The 17,716-nt window shown below is 39.8% G+C and carries 16 protein-coding genes and 4 tRNA genes; 16 read left to right on the top strand and 4 right to left on the bottom strand.

Features of this window, described 5'->3' with window-relative positions:
* The first annotated feature begins 78 nt into the window (after window positions 1–78).
* Together lpdA and ACXVWB_RS09395 are read left to right on the top strand one after the other, a co-directional pair.
* Window positions 79–1,503 (top strand): dihydrolipoyl dehydrogenase, encoded by a 1,425-nt coding sequence (lpdA, locus tag ACXVWB_RS09400; protein ID WP_049355366.1) that lies wholly within the window; start codon window positions 79–81, stop codon window positions 1,501–1,503.
* Between the two features lie 160 nt (window positions 1,504–1,663).
* Window positions 1,664–2,215: an NlpC/P60 family protein gene (locus tag ACXVWB_RS09395; RefSeq protein ID WP_049355365.1), complete on the top strand. Its 552-nt coding sequence runs from the start codon at window positions 1,664–1,666 to the stop codon at window positions 2,213–2,215.
* A 74-nt stretch (window positions 2,216–2,289) separates the two neighbouring features.
* On the opposite strand, the gene ACXVWB_RS09390 is transcribed toward ACXVWB_RS09395, so the two are convergent.
* Window positions 2,290–2,739: a LexA family protein gene (locus ACXVWB_RS09390; RefSeq protein WP_075875252.1), complete on the bottom strand. Its 450-nt coding sequence runs from the start codon at window positions 2,737–2,739 to the stop codon at window positions 2,290–2,292.
* 273 nt (window positions 2,740–3,012) lie between these two features.
* Here ACXVWB_RS09390 and sstT point away from each other — a divergent pair, with 273 nt between their 5' ends.
* Genes sstT through ACXVWB_RS09360 form a run of 6 tightly spaced genes read left to right on the top strand, consistent with a single transcriptional unit; the run spans window position 3,013 to window position 8,430 of the window.
* Window positions 3,013–4,254 (top strand): serine/threonine transporter SstT, encoded by a 1,242-nt coding sequence (gene sstT, locus ACXVWB_RS09385; RefSeq protein ID WP_049355364.1) that lies wholly within the window; start codon window positions 3,013–3,015, stop codon window positions 4,252–4,254.
* Window positions 4,255–4,311: 57 nt separating this feature from the next.
* On the top strand, window positions 4,312–5,760 hold the full coding sequence (gene modF, locus ACXVWB_RS09380; RefSeq protein WP_458485335.1) for a molybdate ABC transporter ATP-binding protein ModF: 1,449 nt from the start codon (window positions 4,312–4,314) through the stop codon (window positions 5,758–5,760).
* Between the two features lie 45 nt (window positions 5,761–5,805).
* A complete protein-coding gene (locus tag ACXVWB_RS09375; protein ID WP_049355362.1) occupies window positions 5,806–6,720 on the top strand; it encodes an SPFH domain-containing protein in 915 nt (304 codons plus the stop codon).
* A gap of 52 nt (window positions 6,721–6,772) precedes the next feature.
* Window positions 6,773–7,228, top strand: a complete 456-nt coding sequence (locus ACXVWB_RS09370) for an NfeD family protein (RefSeq protein WP_014065643.1) — start codon at window positions 6,773–6,775, stop codon at window positions 7,226–7,228.
* A complete protein-coding gene (locus ACXVWB_RS09365) occupies window positions 7,225–7,830 on the top strand; it encodes an NAD(P)H-dependent oxidoreductase (protein WP_458485334.1) in 606 nt (201 codons plus the stop codon). The genes ACXVWB_RS09370 and ACXVWB_RS09365 overlap by 4 nt, the downstream gene beginning before the upstream one ends.
* Before the next feature lie 24 nt (window positions 7,831–7,854).
* The gene (locus tag ACXVWB_RS09360; RefSeq protein ID WP_308602917.1) at window positions 7,855–8,430 is read left to right on the top strand and encodes a TorD/DmsD family molecular chaperone; all 576 of its coding nucleotides are present in this window, start codon (window positions 7,855–7,857) and stop codon (window positions 8,428–8,430) included.
* A 79-nt stretch (window positions 8,431–8,509) separates the two neighbouring features.
* Here ACXVWB_RS09360 and gyrA read toward each other — a convergent pair whose 3' ends face one another.
* Both gyrA and ycaO read right to left on the bottom strand, forming a co-directional pair.
* A complete protein-coding gene (gene gyrA, locus ACXVWB_RS09355) occupies window positions 8,510–11,155 on the bottom strand; it encodes a DNA topoisomerase (ATP-hydrolyzing) subunit A (protein ID WP_289902442.1) in 2,646 nt (881 codons plus the stop codon).
* A gap of 153 nt (window positions 11,156–11,308) precedes the next feature.
* A complete protein-coding gene (gene ycaO, locus ACXVWB_RS09350) occupies window positions 11,309–13,072 on the bottom strand; it encodes a 30S ribosomal protein S12 methylthiotransferase accessory factor YcaO (protein ID WP_289902441.1) in 1,764 nt (587 codons plus the stop codon).
* Window positions 13,073–13,251: 179 nt separating this feature from the next.
* Between ycaO and ACXVWB_RS09345 the strand changes: the two genes are divergently transcribed.
* Entirely contained in the window at window positions 13,252–13,590 is a 339-nt protein-coding gene (locus ACXVWB_RS09345; protein ID WP_049381360.1) for a YegP family protein, read from the top strand.
* On the opposite strand, the gene ACXVWB_RS09340 is transcribed toward ACXVWB_RS09345, so the two are convergent.
* Window positions 13,591–14,307 (bottom strand): class I SAM-dependent methyltransferase, encoded by a 717-nt coding sequence (locus ACXVWB_RS09340; protein ID WP_289902440.1) that lies wholly within the window; start codon window positions 14,305–14,307, stop codon window positions 13,591–13,593.
* A gap of 10 nt (window positions 14,308–14,317) precedes the next feature.
* On the opposite strand from ACXVWB_RS09340, the gene gloB reads away from it, so the two are divergent.
* The 7 genes from gloB (at window position 14,318) to ACXVWB_RS09305 (ending at window position 17,715) form a co-directional block, all read left to right on the top strand.
* The gene (gene gloB, locus ACXVWB_RS09335) at window positions 14,318–15,019 is read left to right on the top strand and encodes a hydroxyacylglutathione hydrolase (protein ID WP_458485333.1); all 702 of its coding nucleotides are present in this window, start codon (window positions 14,318–14,320) and stop codon (window positions 15,017–15,019) included.
* Between the two features lie 135 nt (window positions 15,020–15,154).
* The gene (hemA, locus tag ACXVWB_RS09330) at window positions 15,155–16,477 is read left to right on the top strand and encodes a glutamyl-tRNA reductase (protein ID WP_458485332.1); all 1,323 of its coding nucleotides are present in this window, start codon (window positions 15,155–15,157) and stop codon (window positions 16,475–16,477) included.
* Window positions 16,461–17,204, top strand: a complete 744-nt coding sequence (locus tag ACXVWB_RS09325; RefSeq protein WP_458485331.1) for a phosphodiester glycosidase family protein — start codon at window positions 16,461–16,463, stop codon at window positions 17,202–17,204. Before hemA ends, ACXVWB_RS09325 begins: the two co-directional genes overlap by 17 nt.
* Before the next feature lie 123 nt (window positions 17,205–17,327).
* A tRNA-Met gene (locus ACXVWB_RS09320) sits at window positions 17,328–17,404 on the top strand.
* 5 nt (window positions 17,405–17,409) lie between these two features.
* A tRNA-Leu gene (locus ACXVWB_RS09315) sits at window positions 17,410–17,494 on the top strand.
* A 27-nt stretch (window positions 17,495–17,521) separates the two neighbouring features.
* Window positions 17,522–17,596: transfer RNA gene (locus ACXVWB_RS09310), tRNA-Gln, on the top strand.
* Window positions 17,597–17,643: 47 nt separating this feature from the next.
* A tRNA-Gln gene (locus ACXVWB_RS09305) sits at window positions 17,644–17,715 on the top strand.
* Window position 17,716 lies beyond the last annotated feature (1 nt).

Here is a 17,716-nt window from a genome sequence, read left to right as displayed (position 1 = left end):
ATGTGAGTGATTAGGCTCACATCTTACAGAAAGGATCGCAAGTGCGGTCAAAAATTTGAACGTTTTTACGAGGTAAAAATGAGTAAAGAAATTAAAACCCAAGTTGTGGTACTTGGTGCTGGTCCAGCAGGTTATTCAGCGGCATTCCGTTGTGCGGACTTAGGTTTAGAAACAGTACTTGTTGAACGTTATTCAACATTAGGTGGGGTATGTTTAAACGTAGGTTGTATCCCTTCTAAAGCATTACTTCACGTAGCGAAAGTAATTGAAGAAGCAAAACACGCAAACAAAAACGGCGTGTATTTCGCCGAGCCTCGCATTGATTTAGATGAAGTGCGCGCAGGTAAAGAAGCGGTTGTGGCGAAATTAACAGGCGGTCTTGCAGGCATGGCTAAACAACGTAAAGTAACCGTTGTTGAAGGTTTAGCGGCGTTTACCGATCCACATACATTAGTGGCACGTGATCGTGATGGTAAACCAACCACAATTAAATTTGATAATGCGATTATCGCAGCGGGTTCTCGTCCAATTCAATTACCATTCATTCCACATGAAGATCCACGCGTTTGGGATTCAACGGATGCACTTAAATTAAAAGAAGTACCGAAAAAACTTTTAATCATGGGCGGTGGTATCATCGGTTTAGAGATGGGTACTGTATATGATGCATTAGGTTCTGAAGTTGAAGTGGTTGAAATGTTTGACCAAGTAATTCCTGCGGCAGATAAAGATGTGGTGGGTATTTATACCAAACAAGTTGAGAAAAAATTCAAGTTAATGCTTGAAACTAAAGTGACTGCAGTTGAAGCAAAAGATGATGGTATCTATGTTTCAATGGAAGGTAAAGCATGCAACGACACTAAACGTTATGATGCAGTATTAGTCGCAATCGGTCGTACGCCAAACGGTAAATTGATTGATGCAGGTAAAGCAGGCGTTGAAGTGGATGAGCGTGGTTTCATTCATGTTGATAAACAAATGCGTACCAATGTGCCTCACATCTTTGCAATCGGTGATATCGTTGGTCAACCAATGTTAGCTCACAAAGGTGTGCACGAAGGTCATGTTGCGGCAGAAGTGATTGCAGGACAAAAACATTACTTTGATCCAAAAGTCATTCCTTCTATTGCTTATACTGAACCAGAAGTGGCTTGGGTGGGTAAAACTGAGAAAGAATGTAAACAAGAAGGTTTAAACTACGAAGTGGCTAAATTCCCTTGGGCAGCTTCTGGTCGTGCGATTGCTTCAGAATGTGCTGAAGGTATGACTAAATTAATCTTCGATAAAGATACTCACCGTATACTTGGTGGGGCTATCGTAGGTTCTAACGGTGGTGAATTATTAGGTGAAATCGGTCTTGCGATTGAAATGGGTTGTGATGCAGAAGATATCGCATTAACTATCCATGCTCACCCAACACTTCATGAATCTATAGGTCTTGCAGCTGAAGTATTTGAAGGTTCAATTACCGATCTTCCAAATGCAAAAGCGAAGAAAAAATAATCAATTCTAATCTTTTTAAGGGCGGCTCATTGAGCCGCCCTTATTTTTTTGAGATCTCACTCACAAAATTGCATAAAAATTCAATAAAGACTGGCGAGCATAATGACTTTTTGGTAGAATCCACCCAGTTTTTTTTATATTTTTTTATTATTTGAAAGCGATGTTAAAGAAGATTTTGATTATTGTAGGGTTGGCTGTATTAACAACAGCCTGTTCTAACGGTCCTAGGCATGCCCATAATGGTGTAATTACAGAGACTGATGATGTGGAGCTAACAGGGTTAATTGCTGGTTTAGATGGAAAAAAAGGTGGACTTCACCCTAAATTAAGAACAAACCGTCCTAAATCTGGTTTAATTGGTGATAAAGCACTTGATCAAGTTTATGACGAATGGGTGGGAACACGTTATAGAATGGGAGGAACTACAAAACGTGGTATTGATTGCTCTGCATTTATGCAAACAGCTTTCCTTGATGCTTACGGTATGGAACTGCCACGTTCAACTTCAGAACAGCGTTATTTAGGTCGTCAAATCCAAAAAAATGAATTGCGTAAAGGCGATTTAGTATTCTTCCGTCGAAATAACCATGTAGGTGTTTATATTGGTAACAACCAATTTATGCATGCAAGTTCAAGCCAAGGTGTAACAATTAGTTCATTAGATGAAGATTACTGGGCAAGAACCTACACACAATCTCGTCGTGTGATGTAATGACAATTTTGTTTCAACAAAAAAGTGCGGTTAATTTTAACCGCATTTTTTCTTTACGTAGATCATTTATTGGCTTAAGCCGCAAATTTCATTAAGTCTCTTCTTGGTTTCATTTGATGGATGGTATTCGTTACCGTGCCAACTAATGGAAGGTTTGTCCATTGTGTTGTTTTAATATTTTCCACTTTAGAATCTAATGCCATGAATACAAATTCATTACCGCTTACGCCGGCAAATTCATAAATATGGAATTCATCTTGTTTTTCTAATACTACAAGATCACCAATGAAAAGGCTGTCATTTTTTTCAACCACTAACATATCGCCCATTTCAATTCCCCAAGCAAGCATATTCGGATTGGTAACACGAATGAAGCAAGTTTGTTGTGGACGTTTTATGCAATAAAGGTTGAGATCTAATTTTTTATTAAATGTCGATTTACTTTCAACATCATTGAAAAATGGCATAGGATGATAAGAAAACGTCATATCATTTTGTGCAACTGTATTTGCGTAGTTCATCATCTTGTGTTCCTTTTAGTTAGTGTATTTTTAATCATTGGTTGTTTATACAGGTGCAATATACTGTAGTTAAATACAGTATGTCAATAGGGCATAGAAAAAATTTTTTTATAGGCGGAAATTTTAGAAAAAATTCATTCCAATCTTAAAAAGTTCAATTTTTTAACAAAATAATAAAGAAAAAATTTTCTTTTAAACAAAATTTAAGCTATCTTTACTCTGTTTCGGTGGATCGTAACGATCTGAGGTTCAACTTAATCTTCATTTAAAACTATTATGAATACATCACGTTTATTTCATTTTTTGTTTCAAGGTAATTTGGTAAAACGAATTGCTATTGGTTTGGTACTCGGGATCCTTGTTGCGTTGGTGAATGAGAATGTAAAAAATTCAGCAGGTATAGATCTTGCATCTAGCTTTGGTGTGTTAGGTCAAATTTTTGTGAAAGCATTGCGTGCAGTTGCACCAATTTTGATTTTCTTCCTTGTTATGGCTGCACTGGCTAATAAGAAAGTGGGTTCTAAAAGCAATATGAAAGAAATTGTCGTGCTTTATCTTGTGGGAACTTTCTTAGCCGCTGTTGCTGCGGTAGTGGCAAGTATGGCATTCCCATCAGATGTAGCGCTTGCGGTAAAAGAAGATGCGAGCTCTGCGCCTCAATCTATTGGCCAAGTGATGCTTGCTTTAGTATTGAACGTGGTTGATAACCCATTAAATGCAATTTTCAAAGCAAACTTTATCGGTGTTTTAGCGTGGTCTATCGGTTTAGGTTTAGCCCTTCGTCATGCATCAGATGCAACAAAACAAGTGGTGGCTGATTTTGCAGAAGGCATTTCTAAAATTGTTCACGTGATTATTTCATTTGCACCTTTCGGTGTATTCGGTTTAGTAGCTGAAACATTATCTGACAAAGGCTTATCTGCGTTAGGTGGATATGTTCATTTATTATTCGTGTTAATTGGTACAATGTTATTTACAGCCTTTGTACTTAACCCCATTCTCGTTTATTGGAAAATTCGTCGTAATCCATATCCATTAGTGTGGACTTGTGTACGCGAAAGTGGTGTAACTGCATTCTTTACGCGTAGTTCTGCAGCAAACATTCCTGTAAACATTGAATTAGCAAAACGCTTAAATCTTGATGAAGAAACCTATTCTGTGGCGATTCCATTGGGTGCAAATATCAATATGGCGGGGGCGGCAATTACCATTACTGTATTAACGCTAGCAGCTGTTCATACATTAGGTATCGAAGTCTCTTTCATTAGTGCGCTGTTATTAAGTATTGTTGCTGCGCTTTGTGCGTGTGGAGCGTCTGGTGTGGCAGGTGGTTCATTATTGTTAATCCCATTAGCTTGTAGCTTATTCGGTATTAATGATGACATTGCAGCTCAAATGATCGGTGTCGGTTTTGTTATCGGTATCTTACAAGACTCAACAGAAACTGCACTTAACTCTTCAACTGATGTACTATTTACTGCGGCAGTATGTATCGAAGAAGAGCGTAAAAACGGTTAATTAAATTCATCTAACAAGGCGGGCAATTGCTCGCCTTTTGTTTTTAAGGGAAAGAGAATGACACTTTTAATTCAGCAAGCAAAATTTGAACTTCATCAAAAACAGGCCTTAAACTTACCGCACTTTGCGATTGAGCCACAGCAATATTGGGTTGTGGTGGGGAGCAATGGGAGTGGGAAATCGGCGTTTGCTTTAGCCTTGCAAAATGAGTTGCCTTTACAGGAAGGGGAGTACTATAATTCCTTTAAACGTGTTCACTTCTTTTCTTTTGAAAAACAACGAGAAATTCTTGAAGCGACATTAAAGAACTTAAATAACGATGATACCGATCCCGATTTTTTTGGTCAAACAGCAAGAGAAACCATTTTAAATGGTAGTACGGCGCTTACTTTTTGTGAACAAATTGCAGAAAAATTAGGAATTACTTATCTCTTAGATCGTTTCTTTATCAAACTTTCTACTGGGGAAACGCGTAAAGTGTTATTGGCACAAGCGTTATTACAAAAGCCTGATTTGTTGATTTTAGATGAGCCTTTTGAAGGGCTAGATCAACAATCTGTGCAAGATTGGATGACGATGTTAAACGAACTGAAAAAAGAATGTGCAATTGTTCTAATTGTTAATCGTTTGGCCGATATTCCTGCTGAAGCGACTCATTTAGCCATGTTGGAAAATTTAGAGTTAGTATTAGAAGGTGAACGCCAATTCATTGAGCAACAAAGTATTTATCAACAATTAGTTTATGCGGAACAGTCTGTTGATGTAGCTTTGCCTGAGCCAGCCTCACCATTACTAAAATTGCCTGAAAACCAACCGCACTTTGAGCTTAAAAATGTCACGGTCCAGTATGGCGATAAAGTCATTTTGGAGCAGTTAAACTGGGTTGTTCAGCCAAATCAAAATTGGTGGATTAAAGGACCTAATGGCGCAGGAAAGTCTACGTTACTTTCGTTAATTACAGGTGATCATCCTCAAGCATTTGCGAATCATGTAGTGATCTTTGGTAAACAACGTGGATCAGGTGAAACCATTTGGGATATTAAACAAAAAATTGGCTACGTAAGCAGCCAACTGCATTTAGATTATCGTGTGAATTGTTCCGTGCTAGATGTCATTATTTCAGGCTTTTTTGATAGTATTGGGATTTATCAACAAGTGCCAGAGGCAATTCGTTTAAAAGCCATGCAGTGGTTAGCTCGTTTAAATCTGACTCATTTAGCCAAAAAGCCATTTCGTTCACTTTCTTGGGGACAGCAACGTTTATTGCTCATTACTCGTGCGATGGTGAAATATCCACCTGTTTTGATTTTAGATGAACCTTTTCAAGGGCTTGATGGATTAAATCGCAAGCTCGTAAAAAATTTTATTGAGCAACTGGTCAATAATAGTAAAACCCAACTTTTATTTGTCTCTCATCAAGATTTAGATGCCCCGAATTGCATTACGCATCTTTTTGAATTTATAAGAGAAAACGATAAATATATTTATATACAAAGTGCGGTCTAATTTGATAGACTTTTCTTATATTTCCTCATCATTAAGGAGCAATCTATGGAAGGCTTATCTATTGCCGCAATCGTCTTTATTGTATTAGCCGTTGTTGTGCTATTTTCGGCACTTAAAACCGTACCGCAAGGTTACAACTGGACGATTGAGCGTTTTGGGCGTTATACCCACACCTTAATGCCGGGCTTGAACTTTGTGGTGCCGTTTGTGGATCGTGTTGGTCGTAAGATCAATATGATGGAACAGGTATTAGATATTCCCTCACAAGAAGTTATTTCTAAGGATAACGCGAACGTATCCATTGATGCGGTTTGTTTTGTACAGGTGATTGATGCTCGCAGTGCAGCTTATGAAGTAAATCATTTGGAACAAGCAATTATCAATTTAACCATGACCAACATTCGTACTGTATTAGGTTCGATGGAGTTGGATGAAATGCTTTCTCAACGTGATTCCATTAATGGCCGTTTATTGGCAATTGTGGATGAAGCGACCAATCCTTGGGGGATTAAAGTCACCCGTATTGAAATTCGTGATGTGCGTCCACCACGTGAATTGATTGATTCCATGAATGCACAAATGAAAGCGGAACGTAATAAACGTGCGGAAGTGTTGGAAGCGGAAGGTATTCGTCAGGCGGAAATTTTACGTGCCGAAGGGGAAAAACAAGCCCGAATTCTGAAAGCGGAAGGGGAGCGTCAAGAAGCTTTCTTACAAGCAGAAGCGCGTGAACGTGCGGCAGAAGCGGAAGCGAAAGCAACTCAAATGGTGTCAGAAGCGATTGCTAGCGGTGATACCAAAGCAATCAATTACTTCATCGCACAAAAATATACAGAAGCCTTAAAACAAATCGGTGGTTCACCGAATAGCAAAGTGGTTATGATGCCGCTTGAAGCCGGCAATTTAATCGGCTCGGTAGCGGGCATTGCCGAACTGTTAAAAGGCGACAAAAAAGCATAATTTCCTAAAGTGCGGTTAAAAATGACCGCACTTTTTCTCTCAAGGAGTTGATATGGCAGATTGGTTGACAACTTGGTCGGTGTGGCATTGGTTAGTATTAGGTTTTGTATTATTAATCGCTGAAACCCTCGTACCTGGCGTATTTTTATTGTGGTGGGGCTTGGCCGCGATTGTGGCTGCTGGCGTGATGGCGTTGGTGCCAAGTTTATCCTTAACCGCTTTAGCCGTTTTTTATGCGATTTTAGCGATTATTCTCTCGCTGCTTTGGTGGAAATACCAACATAGCAAAGATAATCAGGATCAATCACGTACAACCTTAAATCAACGAGATCATACTTTGTTAGGTAAAAAAGGCACGGTATTAGAAATCGGTTCTAACGGGATTGGTCGTGGTGCCTTTGGCGATACCACATGGCGTATTCAAGGCGAGCATTTAACAGTGAACGATCTTGTGGTAGTAGAACGCGTTGATGGCATCACATTGTTAGTGAAAAAGGTCACAGAATGAATCATTTAATTATTTTTGCACATCCCAATAGCCAAAAAAGTTTTGGTCGCGCCATCGTGGATCGCATTGTAAAAGCAAGCCAACAGCTTGGTGTTGAAACCCATTTGCGCGATCTTTACACCATGGAATTTAATCCGATTATTTCCTTTGAAGAATTACAATCGGCCAATAAAGGGATTATTCCGGTAGAAATTCAGCAAGAGCATGAGTTTATTCGCCAAGCAGATTTGATTACGATGGTTTATCCTTTATGGTGGATGGGTTTTCCTGCAATGCTAAAAGGCTATTTGGATCGTGTATTAAGCCATGGTTTTGCTTATAAAACAGAAAATGGTGAATCCAAAGGTCTGCTTCAAGGTAAAGTGATGCAACAATTTATCACTATAGGGAGTAGCGTAGCAAAATATCAAGAATACGGCGTGGATAAATCTCTTAATCATTGTTTGATCAATGGTTTATTTAATTATTGCGGTATCGAGAATGTGGATTACACCCTGTTTGGGGATATTCATATTATCGATAATGCTGCTCGGCAAGCGATGCTTGACGAAGCTACCGAAAAAACAACGGCAAAATTGACCGCACTTTTAGCTCAATCGTGAGCACAATCATAGGAAAGCAAATAGATGTCAGAAACTCAAGTGAATAATTTTTCTTTAATAAGCCGCCTATTTGGCAATTTATTTTATCGCAGCCCCACAGATCCAATTTTGAGTGGGGTATTTGATTGGTTACAGCAACAAGGGTTAAGTCAAGTGTGGGCACTTTCTACGGATAAAGAAAGCGAAGCAGCCATTGATAATTTACAAATGAAAATTGATTTAACGTTGCTTGATCAAGAATATCAAAAATTGTTTGGCCCAAACGGTAACGTACCAACGGCTATTTCTAGTTATGATATGGATGTGCAACGTTTTGTGGATTTTCGTCATGCGCGTAATGTACCTGAGGCAGAGAATGTGGATCATTTCGCTTTGTTATTGCTTACGGCTTCTTGGTTAGAAGACAACACGGAATCGCTATCTGCTCAACAAGATTTATTCGGTGATTTCTTATTACCTTGTGCAGCGAAATTCTTAACCCAAGTGGAAACTTATGCAACACTTCCTTTCTATCGTTCATTAGCGTATTTAACCCGTGAAATTTTGGCTGCAATGGCTGATGAGTTAGAGGAAGGCGAGTCGTTTTCATCAATAGAATAGATCTCTAAAAGAGATTTTTAGATGCCAATAAAAAGCCCCGCGAATCAAAACGCGGAGCTTTTATTTAATGGAAGATCAATTATTCTTCAGAAGTCACATCTTCAGTGCCTTCGTCTTCATCATCCACATCACAAACACGTTCAAGACTGACTACGTGCTCATCTTCTGCAGTACGAATTAAACGAACCCCTTGGGTGTTACGGCCAACGATACTCACTTCACTTACACGGGTACGTACTAAGGTACCCGCATCAGTGATAAGCATAATTTGGTCGGTTTCTTCTACTTGTGTCGCGGCAACGACTTTACCGTTACGTTCGCTCACTTTAATCGAAATCACCCCTTTGGTATTACGGGATTTGGTTGGGTATTCGCTTAATTGCGTGCGTTTACCGTAACCATTTTGTGTCGCGGTAAGAATTGCACCATCATTTTTCGGTACAACTAAGGAAACCACTTTATCGATGTTGAGATCGAGGGTTTCTTCTGCATTATCGTCAGAAACCTCTTCAATTTCGACCGCACTTTCATCGTCAGCGATGTCGTTGGTGAGAGCGAGTTTAATACCGCGTACACCTGTTGCTAAACGCCCCATTGCACGTACTGCGCTTTCAGCGAAACGTACCACGCGACCTTGAGAAGAGAACAACATGATTTCGTTAGAACCGTCAGTGATATCCACACCGATTAATTCATCTTCATCACGTAAGTTCAAGGCGATGATTCCGCTTGAACGTGGACGGCTGAATTCAGTTAGCGCAATTTTCTTCACAATACCGCCAGCGGTTGCCATGATAACGAATTTATCTTCTTCATAAGCAGAGATTGGTAGGATTGCGGTGATACGCTCGTTTTCTTGTAACGGTAGAATATTTACAATCGGACGACCACGCGCACCACGGCTCGCTTGTGGTAATTGATAGACTTTCAACCAATATAAGCGGCCACGGCTCGAGAAACAGAGAATTGTATCGTGAGTATTCGCCACTAAGAGTTTTTCGATGAAGTCTTCATCTTTCATCTTCGTTGCGGATTTACCTTTACCACCACGACGTTGTGCTTCGTAGTCGGTAAGCGGTTGATATTTCACATAACCTTCGTGAGAAAGGGTCACTACCACATCTTCTTGAGCAATTAAATCTTCTAAATCAATATCACCGGAAGCGGCAGTAATTTCGGTACGACGTTCGTCAGCGAATTGAGCACGTACTTGTTCAAGCTCTTCACGAATCACTTCCATCAAGCGCTCAGGGCTGTTGATGATGTGGAGAAGTTCTGCAATTTTAACCAATAACTCTTTGTATTCATTGATCACTTCTTCGGTAGCAAGACCGGTTAAACGGTGTAAGCGAAGTTCTAAGATTGCATCAACTTGTTCTGGAGAAAGATAGTAATCAGAACCTTGAATACCAAATTCAGCCGCTAATTCAGCCGGACGTGCCGCCGCATCAAGCAAGCCTAAAATGTCGTTATTCAGTTTCCAAGGGCGAGAGATTAATTTTTCTGCCGCTTCTTTACGCTCTTTCGATTGACGGATGATGTCGATGATTTCATCGATATTTGATGTTGCAACCGCTAAACCTTCTAAAATATGGGTACGCTCACGGGCTTTGCGTAATTCAAATAAAGAACGGCGAATCACCACTTCGCGACGGTGCATCACAAAGGCTTCAATGATTTGTTTTAAGTTGAATAAACGTGGTTGACCGTGATCCAAGGCCACCATGTTGATCCCGAAGGTCACCTGCATTTGGGTGAGGGCATAAAGGTGATTTAAAACTACTTCACCCACCGCATCACGTTTGATGTCGATTTCAATGCGGATCCCTTCTTTGTTCGAAAGGTCGATAATATTGCTGATACCTTCGATTTTTTTATCTTTGATAAGCTCAGCAATTTTTTCCACTAATTTCGCTTTGTTCACTTGATAAGGCAATTCGGTCACGATGATTTGCTCTTTGCCTTTATCCGTTGTTTCTACGCTAGCACGAGCACGAACATACACTTTGCCGCGCCCCGTGCGATAAGCTTCTTCAATTCCTTTACGGCCATTAATTAATGCCGCTGTCGGAAAGTCTGGGCCCGGGATATATTGCATTAATTCATCAATGGTGATGTTTTCGTTATCAATATAAGCCAAGCAGCCATCTAAAACTTCATTTAAGTTATGCGGTGGAATGTTGGTTGCCATCCCCACCGCAATACCGGAAGAACCGTTTGCTAAAAGTGCAGGAATACGGGTTGGCAATACATCCGGAATCATTAATTCGCCATCGTAGTTAGGCGAGAAATTCACGGTTTCTTTATCCAAGTCAGTTAATAACGCTTGGGTGATTTTTTGCATACGGACTTCGGTATAACGCATTGCCGCTGGTGCGTCACCATCGATTGAACCGAAGTTACCTTGCCCATCTACCAACATGTAGCGCAATGAGAACGGCTGTGCCATGCGCACAATGGTGTAATACACCGCAAAATCACCGTGTGGGTGATATTTACCGATTACATCACCTACCACACGGGCAGATTTTACGTATTTTTTGCCGGCAGTGATGCCAGATTGATCCATGGAGAAAAGCACACGTCGATGCACCGGTTTTAAACCGTCACGTACGTCGGGCAAAGCACGCCCAACAATCACCGACATGGCGTAGTCAAGGTAAGAAGATTTGAGTTCTTCTTCAATATTGACTGGAGTAATAGAGGAATGGATTGAATCCGTCATTTTTATTCCTTTTTTGATCAAAAAATTGTGACGGATTATAGCATAAATTTAAGCGTTTTTGTGTGAAAAGTGCGGTTGATTTTAAAGCAGTTTTTTAATGCGGAAATAAATAAGGCAGACATTAAGTCCGCCTTACGATTGAGAGAAAATCGTCTATTTCCAATTTTCTCGTTTGGCTTTTTGTAGTTTAGCATAGGCACCAAGTAAAGCTTGGTGTTCTTTAAAGTTTTCAAGCGTTTCATCACTGGCTGGCAAGTTATAGAACGGGTTACCTTTTTCTGCCACCGCAGCCCAAGCTTGTTGAACGGCTTCTTTACCATACATTCTTTCAAATGCACTGCGATATTGTAGTGGATCGCGAGTATTGTCTAAATGCAATTCAATGATGCTGATTAAAGCACGATAGTAATTTGCACGCTCTGGTGTAAATACAGAGCTATTCATATTCATCGTCCAGTTTGCCCAATCTAAGGCTAATTCTAATTCACCTAATGCTAAGTAAAGCATGGATTTCAGTTCACCAACACGTAATGTTGTCCAACCGCTTGCTTTTGGTGCAACGATACCGATAAATTCGCGAATACGAGTGGCATCGTCAATATCTTGCTCATCTAATTCTGCTAATAATTCTTCATAAGTTTCAGCATCATGATGATGGTGCGGTAGATCCAATAAGATCTCACGCCAGTCCATACCCATATTATTATTGGCATAAATGAGGTCATCAGCAGGATAGATATCAGACATGCCTGGTACGATAATGCGGCAAGCGTAAACGTCTAAATGGTTGTAATCCATGATATAGACTTCTTTTTCCTCTGCATTAAAGATTGCCATCAAGTTTTCATATTCTTCTTGCGTTGAACCTGAGAAATCCCAATCTACAAATTCATAATCTGGCGTATTTTTAAATAAATCCCAAGAAATTAAACCGCTAGAATCAATAAAGTGTGTTTCAAGGTTAGCATGCTCTGCCACATCATCATTATTGAATGATGGAGGCGAGAATACATCCAGATCTTTTAAGCTGCGACCTTGTAAAAGCTCCGTTACGGTACGCTCTAATGCCACTTGGAAATTCGGATGTGCACCAAAAGAAGCAAAGCACGTGCCATTATTTGGATTGAGCAATACCACGCAAATGACAGGATATTTGCCACCTAGTGACGCATCAAAGGCATAAATAGGGAAGCCTTCTTCCTCTAATTTTGTAATAGAGGCTTGAATAGATGGATAGCGATCCATCACGGATTTTGGAATTTCAGGAAGACTGATTGCTTCTGCAATAATGCGATTTTTTACGTAACGTTCAAAAACTTCTGAAAGCCCTTGCACTCGAGCTTCATTTTTTGTGTTACCGGCAGACATCCCGTTAGAGACGTATAAATTCGCAATGATACTTTGTGGAATATAGACGGTTTCTTGATCGGATTGACGCACATAAGGCATCGCAACAATACCACGATCGTAATTACCGGATTGCAGATCCACAAGCAATTCTGGGGTTAGTTCTTGATTTGGATCGAAATAATCCCATAAGTAATCATCTAAAATCCCTAATGGTAAAAGGGCGTCATCTTCAATAGGAAACCATTTTTCAGTGGGATAGTGGACGAAATCACCGTTAGCAATCTCTTGCCCTAAATAGAAATCAGCAAAGAAATAGTTGGTGGAAAGACGTTCGAAATATTCACCTAATGCAGACGCTAATGCGGCTTTTTTACTCGCGCCTTTACCGTTAGAAAAACATTGTGGGCAATCTTTATCACGAATGTGTACAGACCAGACATTTGGCACAGGATTAAGCCAAGAGGCTTCTTCGATATTGAAACCAAGTGCGGTCAATTTTTGTTGAAATTTTGAAATACTGTCTTCAAGTGCGGCATCTTTGCCAGGAATAAATGTTTGTCCGTTCATAATTGTTCCTGTTATAAAAAACTTTCGGATCATAGGGGAGTTTGAGATGCTAATCAAGCATAAAATTTATACGCTTTAGCGCTTGTTTTCCTTGATTTTTAAGGGTAAATTAGCTTGGCGCAGAAAGGCGTTTTCTGTGTAGGTAAAATTATAAACAAATCAATCAATTGGGAGACATCATGGCTCAAGGATTTTATGAATTAAAAGTGGCTAAAGACGGACAATTTATGTTCAACTTAAAAGCAGCAAACGGACAAGTTATTTTAACTAGCGAACTTTACAAAACAAAAGCATCAGCTGAAAACGGCATTGCATCAGTGCAAAAAAATGGTGTGGATGCGAAAAACTTTGAATATCGCGTAGCGAAAAATGACAAACCTTACTTCATTTTAAAAGCGGCTAACCACCAAGAAATTGGTCGTAGCCAATATTATTCTTCTCAAGCTGCAGCAGAAAAAGGCGTTGAGTCTGTAATGAATAATGCATCTTCTGCAGTAATCAAAGAAGTGACAGAATAATCATTCTGTTCTGATTTCTTTAAATGCACCTGCCGGCTCTAAAAACGCCGGCATTTTTGATCGCGCTTTCTCTGGATTCAGTGTTAAGGGATAAGTTCGTTTTTGGGCAACGATTACAGTAAGCGGAGAGCAGAGCGTACTCTTTTCTTGTTTTATGGCTAGTCTTTCTTCTGCAATCACATCAAAATTTAATAACGATAGCCAGTCAATGACTCGCCAAGTAGCATATTGTCGGAATTTAAACTCACCTAATTTCGGTTTGAAAAGTAATGGACTCATCGGATTAAATAACGTGATGAAAATCCAGCCGTCATCCTTTAAAACACGATGTGCTTCACGCAATATTTGATGAGGATCTTGCGCAAAATTTAAGGTGTTTGCCAACAAGCAGGCATCCATTTCTTTTTCAATAAAAGGCAAGGCTAATGGCGATGCTTGGAGCAAGCTATCACTTTCATTTAAAAGTGCGGTAGGAAAATGCGCTGTTTTTTCAGCTAACACAATTTGATGACGTAAAGGCAAGTCAAAGGCAATTTCGCCACTTAAGGCACCGACTTTCAGAATTTGATAGCCTAAAATTTTTGGTGTCCATTCTGTAAAATAATGAGTCAATACGTTACAATAGACATTGCCTTGTGGTAATTCTTTCCAGCTTTCAGGTGAACGAAGTGGTTTGTGCCATTTGGCTTTCCAATTCAATGTTAATCCTATTTTCATCAGGTAATTTATGCTAGTTCCTATTCCTGCACTCAATGATAACTATATTTGGCTTTATAGACGAGAAAATTTCCCCGTAATTGTGATCGATATCCCAGAAATAACCCGTTTAATTCCGTATTTAGAATCCAATAAGCTAGATGTAGAAGCGGTGTTATTAACCCATAATCACGATGATCATGTGCAAGGTGTCGCAGCGTTTAAGCAATATTATCCTAATGTGCCTGTTTTCGGTCCGACAGAATGTGCCAATAAAGGGGCAACCAATATCGTTGAGAGTGGTGTGATTAATACGGCACATTATCATATTGAAGTTTTGCCAAGTGGTGGTCATACGGCAGGGCATGTCAGCTATTTGGTGGATGGGCATCTATTTTGCGGTGATGCGTTATTTTCTGCAGGCTGTGGTCGCGTATTTACAGGAAATTTTGCTCAAATGTTTGAATCTATGCAACGTTTTAACCAATTACCAGATGAAACCGTGGTTTGTCCGGCTCATGAATATACGCTGGGTAATTTAGCTTTTGCGAAAACCGTATTGGCGGATAAAAGTGCGGTTGAAAATCAACGTGTTTTGGTGGAACGTTATCGAGCTGAGGGTAAACCGAGTTTGCCAACAACAATAGGATTAGAGAAACAAATTAACCCGTTTTTACAAGCAAAAAATTTAGACGAATTTACGCAATGGCGTTTAGCGAAAGATAAGCTTTAACTCGTTTTAGTTATTTGTTTGAGTTTTTTCTCTTGAAATTTGCTCAATTCCCAACAATTCATTAAAATAGCGAAACTTTTACTTTCTACTTAAGTCGCATATTGATAAAAGTGCGGTTGTTTTTATTAGATTTTTATGACCCTTCTTGTTCTAGGCATTAATCATAAAACAGCTTCTGTCGCTGTTCGTGAGAAAGTCGCTTTTTCTGAAGAAAAGCGGCAGTTTGCCTTACAACAAATTCATCAACAAGATTTAGCCGAAAGTGCAGTTATTCTTTCTACCTGTAACCGTACAGAGATTTATCTTCACCATCGTCAAATTTCGCCTCAAGAGTGTAAGCAATGGCAAACGAACTGTACAAATTGGTTTGCTAGTATTCATCAGCTTTCTGTCGATGAATTAAATAAAAGTATTTACACACATCAAAATCAACAAGCTGCAAATCATTTAATGCGCGTGGCCTGTGGTTTGGATTCATTAATTTTGGGTGAGCCGCAAATTTTAGGACAGGTGAAACAAGCGTTCCAAATCAGTGAAGATTATTATCAAGCGGCGAATATTCCGCTTTCAAGCACGCTTTCTCGTTTGTTCCAAAAAACCTTTGCTACGGCAAAACGTGTACGCACTGAAACCAATATTGGTGAAAGCGCTGTATCGGTGGCTTATGCAGCTTGTAGCTTGGCACGTCAAATTTTTGAATCTTTACGTGAATTACAAATTTTGCTCGTTGGGGCAGGGGAAACTATTGAATTGGTAAGCCGTCATTTATTACGCCACGGTGTAAAAAAATTGATGATTGCTAACCGCACGTTATCTCGCGCTGAACAGTTGGTAGAGACTTTAGCCTCCAATACGCCGATTGAAGTATATTCTCTCGATGAGTTGCAAACACCGTTAAATCAAGCGGATATTGTCATCAGCTCAACAGGCAGTCCGAATGTTTTAATCACCAAAGCAATGGCTGAAATTGCGGAAAAAGCACGCCAATTTAAACCGACTTTAATGGTGGATATTGCGGTGCCGCGTGATATTGATGAAAACGTCTCGGAATTAGAAAGTGTGTATCATTACACCGTAGATGATTTGCAAGATATTATTCAACGCAATCTTTCTCAACGTGAGCAAGCATCAGAGCAAGCGCAAGATATCATTACACAAGAATGTACGGATTTCTTTGAGTGGTTGAAGGTTCATCAGTTCTCTAATTTGATTCGTCATTATCGTAATGAGGCGGAGAATACTCGCCAAGAATTACTCGAAAAAGCCTTACACCAAATTCAACAAGGTGAGAATGCTGAAAAGATTCTGCAAGAATTGAGTTATAAGTTAATGAATAAACTCATTCATGCGCCAACCCAAACCATGCAAGCCATGATGAAATCCGGTAATGCGGAAGGCTTGCATGCCTTTTCAAATGCTTTGCATTTAACCCATCCTTTAAATGAAAAAAACGATTAAATTTTTGACCGCACTTTTAGGTAGCTCATCGCTACTGATGAGTGTATCAGCCCTAGCTGAATACCGAACCTTTGATGATGGCAATATTACTTACGGAATTTTTCAAGCAAAGCCCGAAGAAGTACAGCTACATTGGAAGGATGCTGAAGGTAACGATTATCAAAGTTTAACGCGTCTCAAAAATGCCTTAGAGCCTAGCTATAACGTGAAAATGATTATGAATGCAGGCATTTATAGCATGGATAATACGCCAGCGGGATTATGGATTGAGCATGGAAAAGAGCTCAATGCGTTAAATACAAAATCAGGCAAAGGTAATTTCCATGTGCAGCCTAATGGGGTATTCGCCATTGCAGGAAATAAGCCCTACATTTTAACAACCGTCGCGTATCAGAAAAGCAAACTCAAGCCTGATTTTGCGTTGCAATCAGGCCCGATGTTGATTATTCATGGAAAAATGAATCCGCAATTTCGAGCTAGCCTAGAAAGCTATCATAAGCGTAATGCAGTGTGTTTGACGAAACAGAATGAATTACTTTTCTTAATGACGATAAAAGGTGAGCCTAACCTTTATACATTGAGCCAAGGGTTGCTGAAAGTAGGTTGTTATGACGCCTTATATCTTGATGGAACAATATCTAATTGGTACATTCCAGGGCAATTTAACACCTTGCATTGGAAGCGTTTTGTTGGAATGATCTCCGTTCTTGATATGAACAAAAAATAGCAAAAGCGTTTTATTTATAATCAATTAAATCAAAAAAAACGTTTTTTGCAAAAAAATGATTGACGAGAATGGACTAAATCAGGATAATACGCCCCGCAAAGCCGATAAGGTAAAGCAAATGATGGCTACATAGCTCAGTTGGTTAGAGCACAACACTCATAATGTTGGGGTCGCAAGTTCGAATCTCGCTGTAGCCACCAAGTTTGCGGGACTGGCGAAATTGGTAGACGCACCAGATTTAGGTTCTGGCGCCGAGAGGTGTGTGGGTTCAAGTCCCTCGTCCCGCACCATTTATCAGCTTGCAGTCAAATAGTAGTTGGGGTATCGCCAAGCGGTAAGGCACCGGGTTTTGATCTCGGCATCCCTAGGTTCGAATCCTAGTACCCCAGCCATACTATCTAAATAAAATCTTCTTTATTTCCAATCAAAGAATTTTAGTTGGGGTATCGCCAAGCGGTAAGGCACCGGGTTTTGATCTCGGCATCCCTAGGTTCGAATCCTAGTACCCCAGC

The organism is Haemophilus sp. SZY H53, assembly GCF_054332375.1.
Note: the sequence above shows the minus strand (reverse complement) of the source record. Positions and strands in the feature narration are given on the sequence as shown.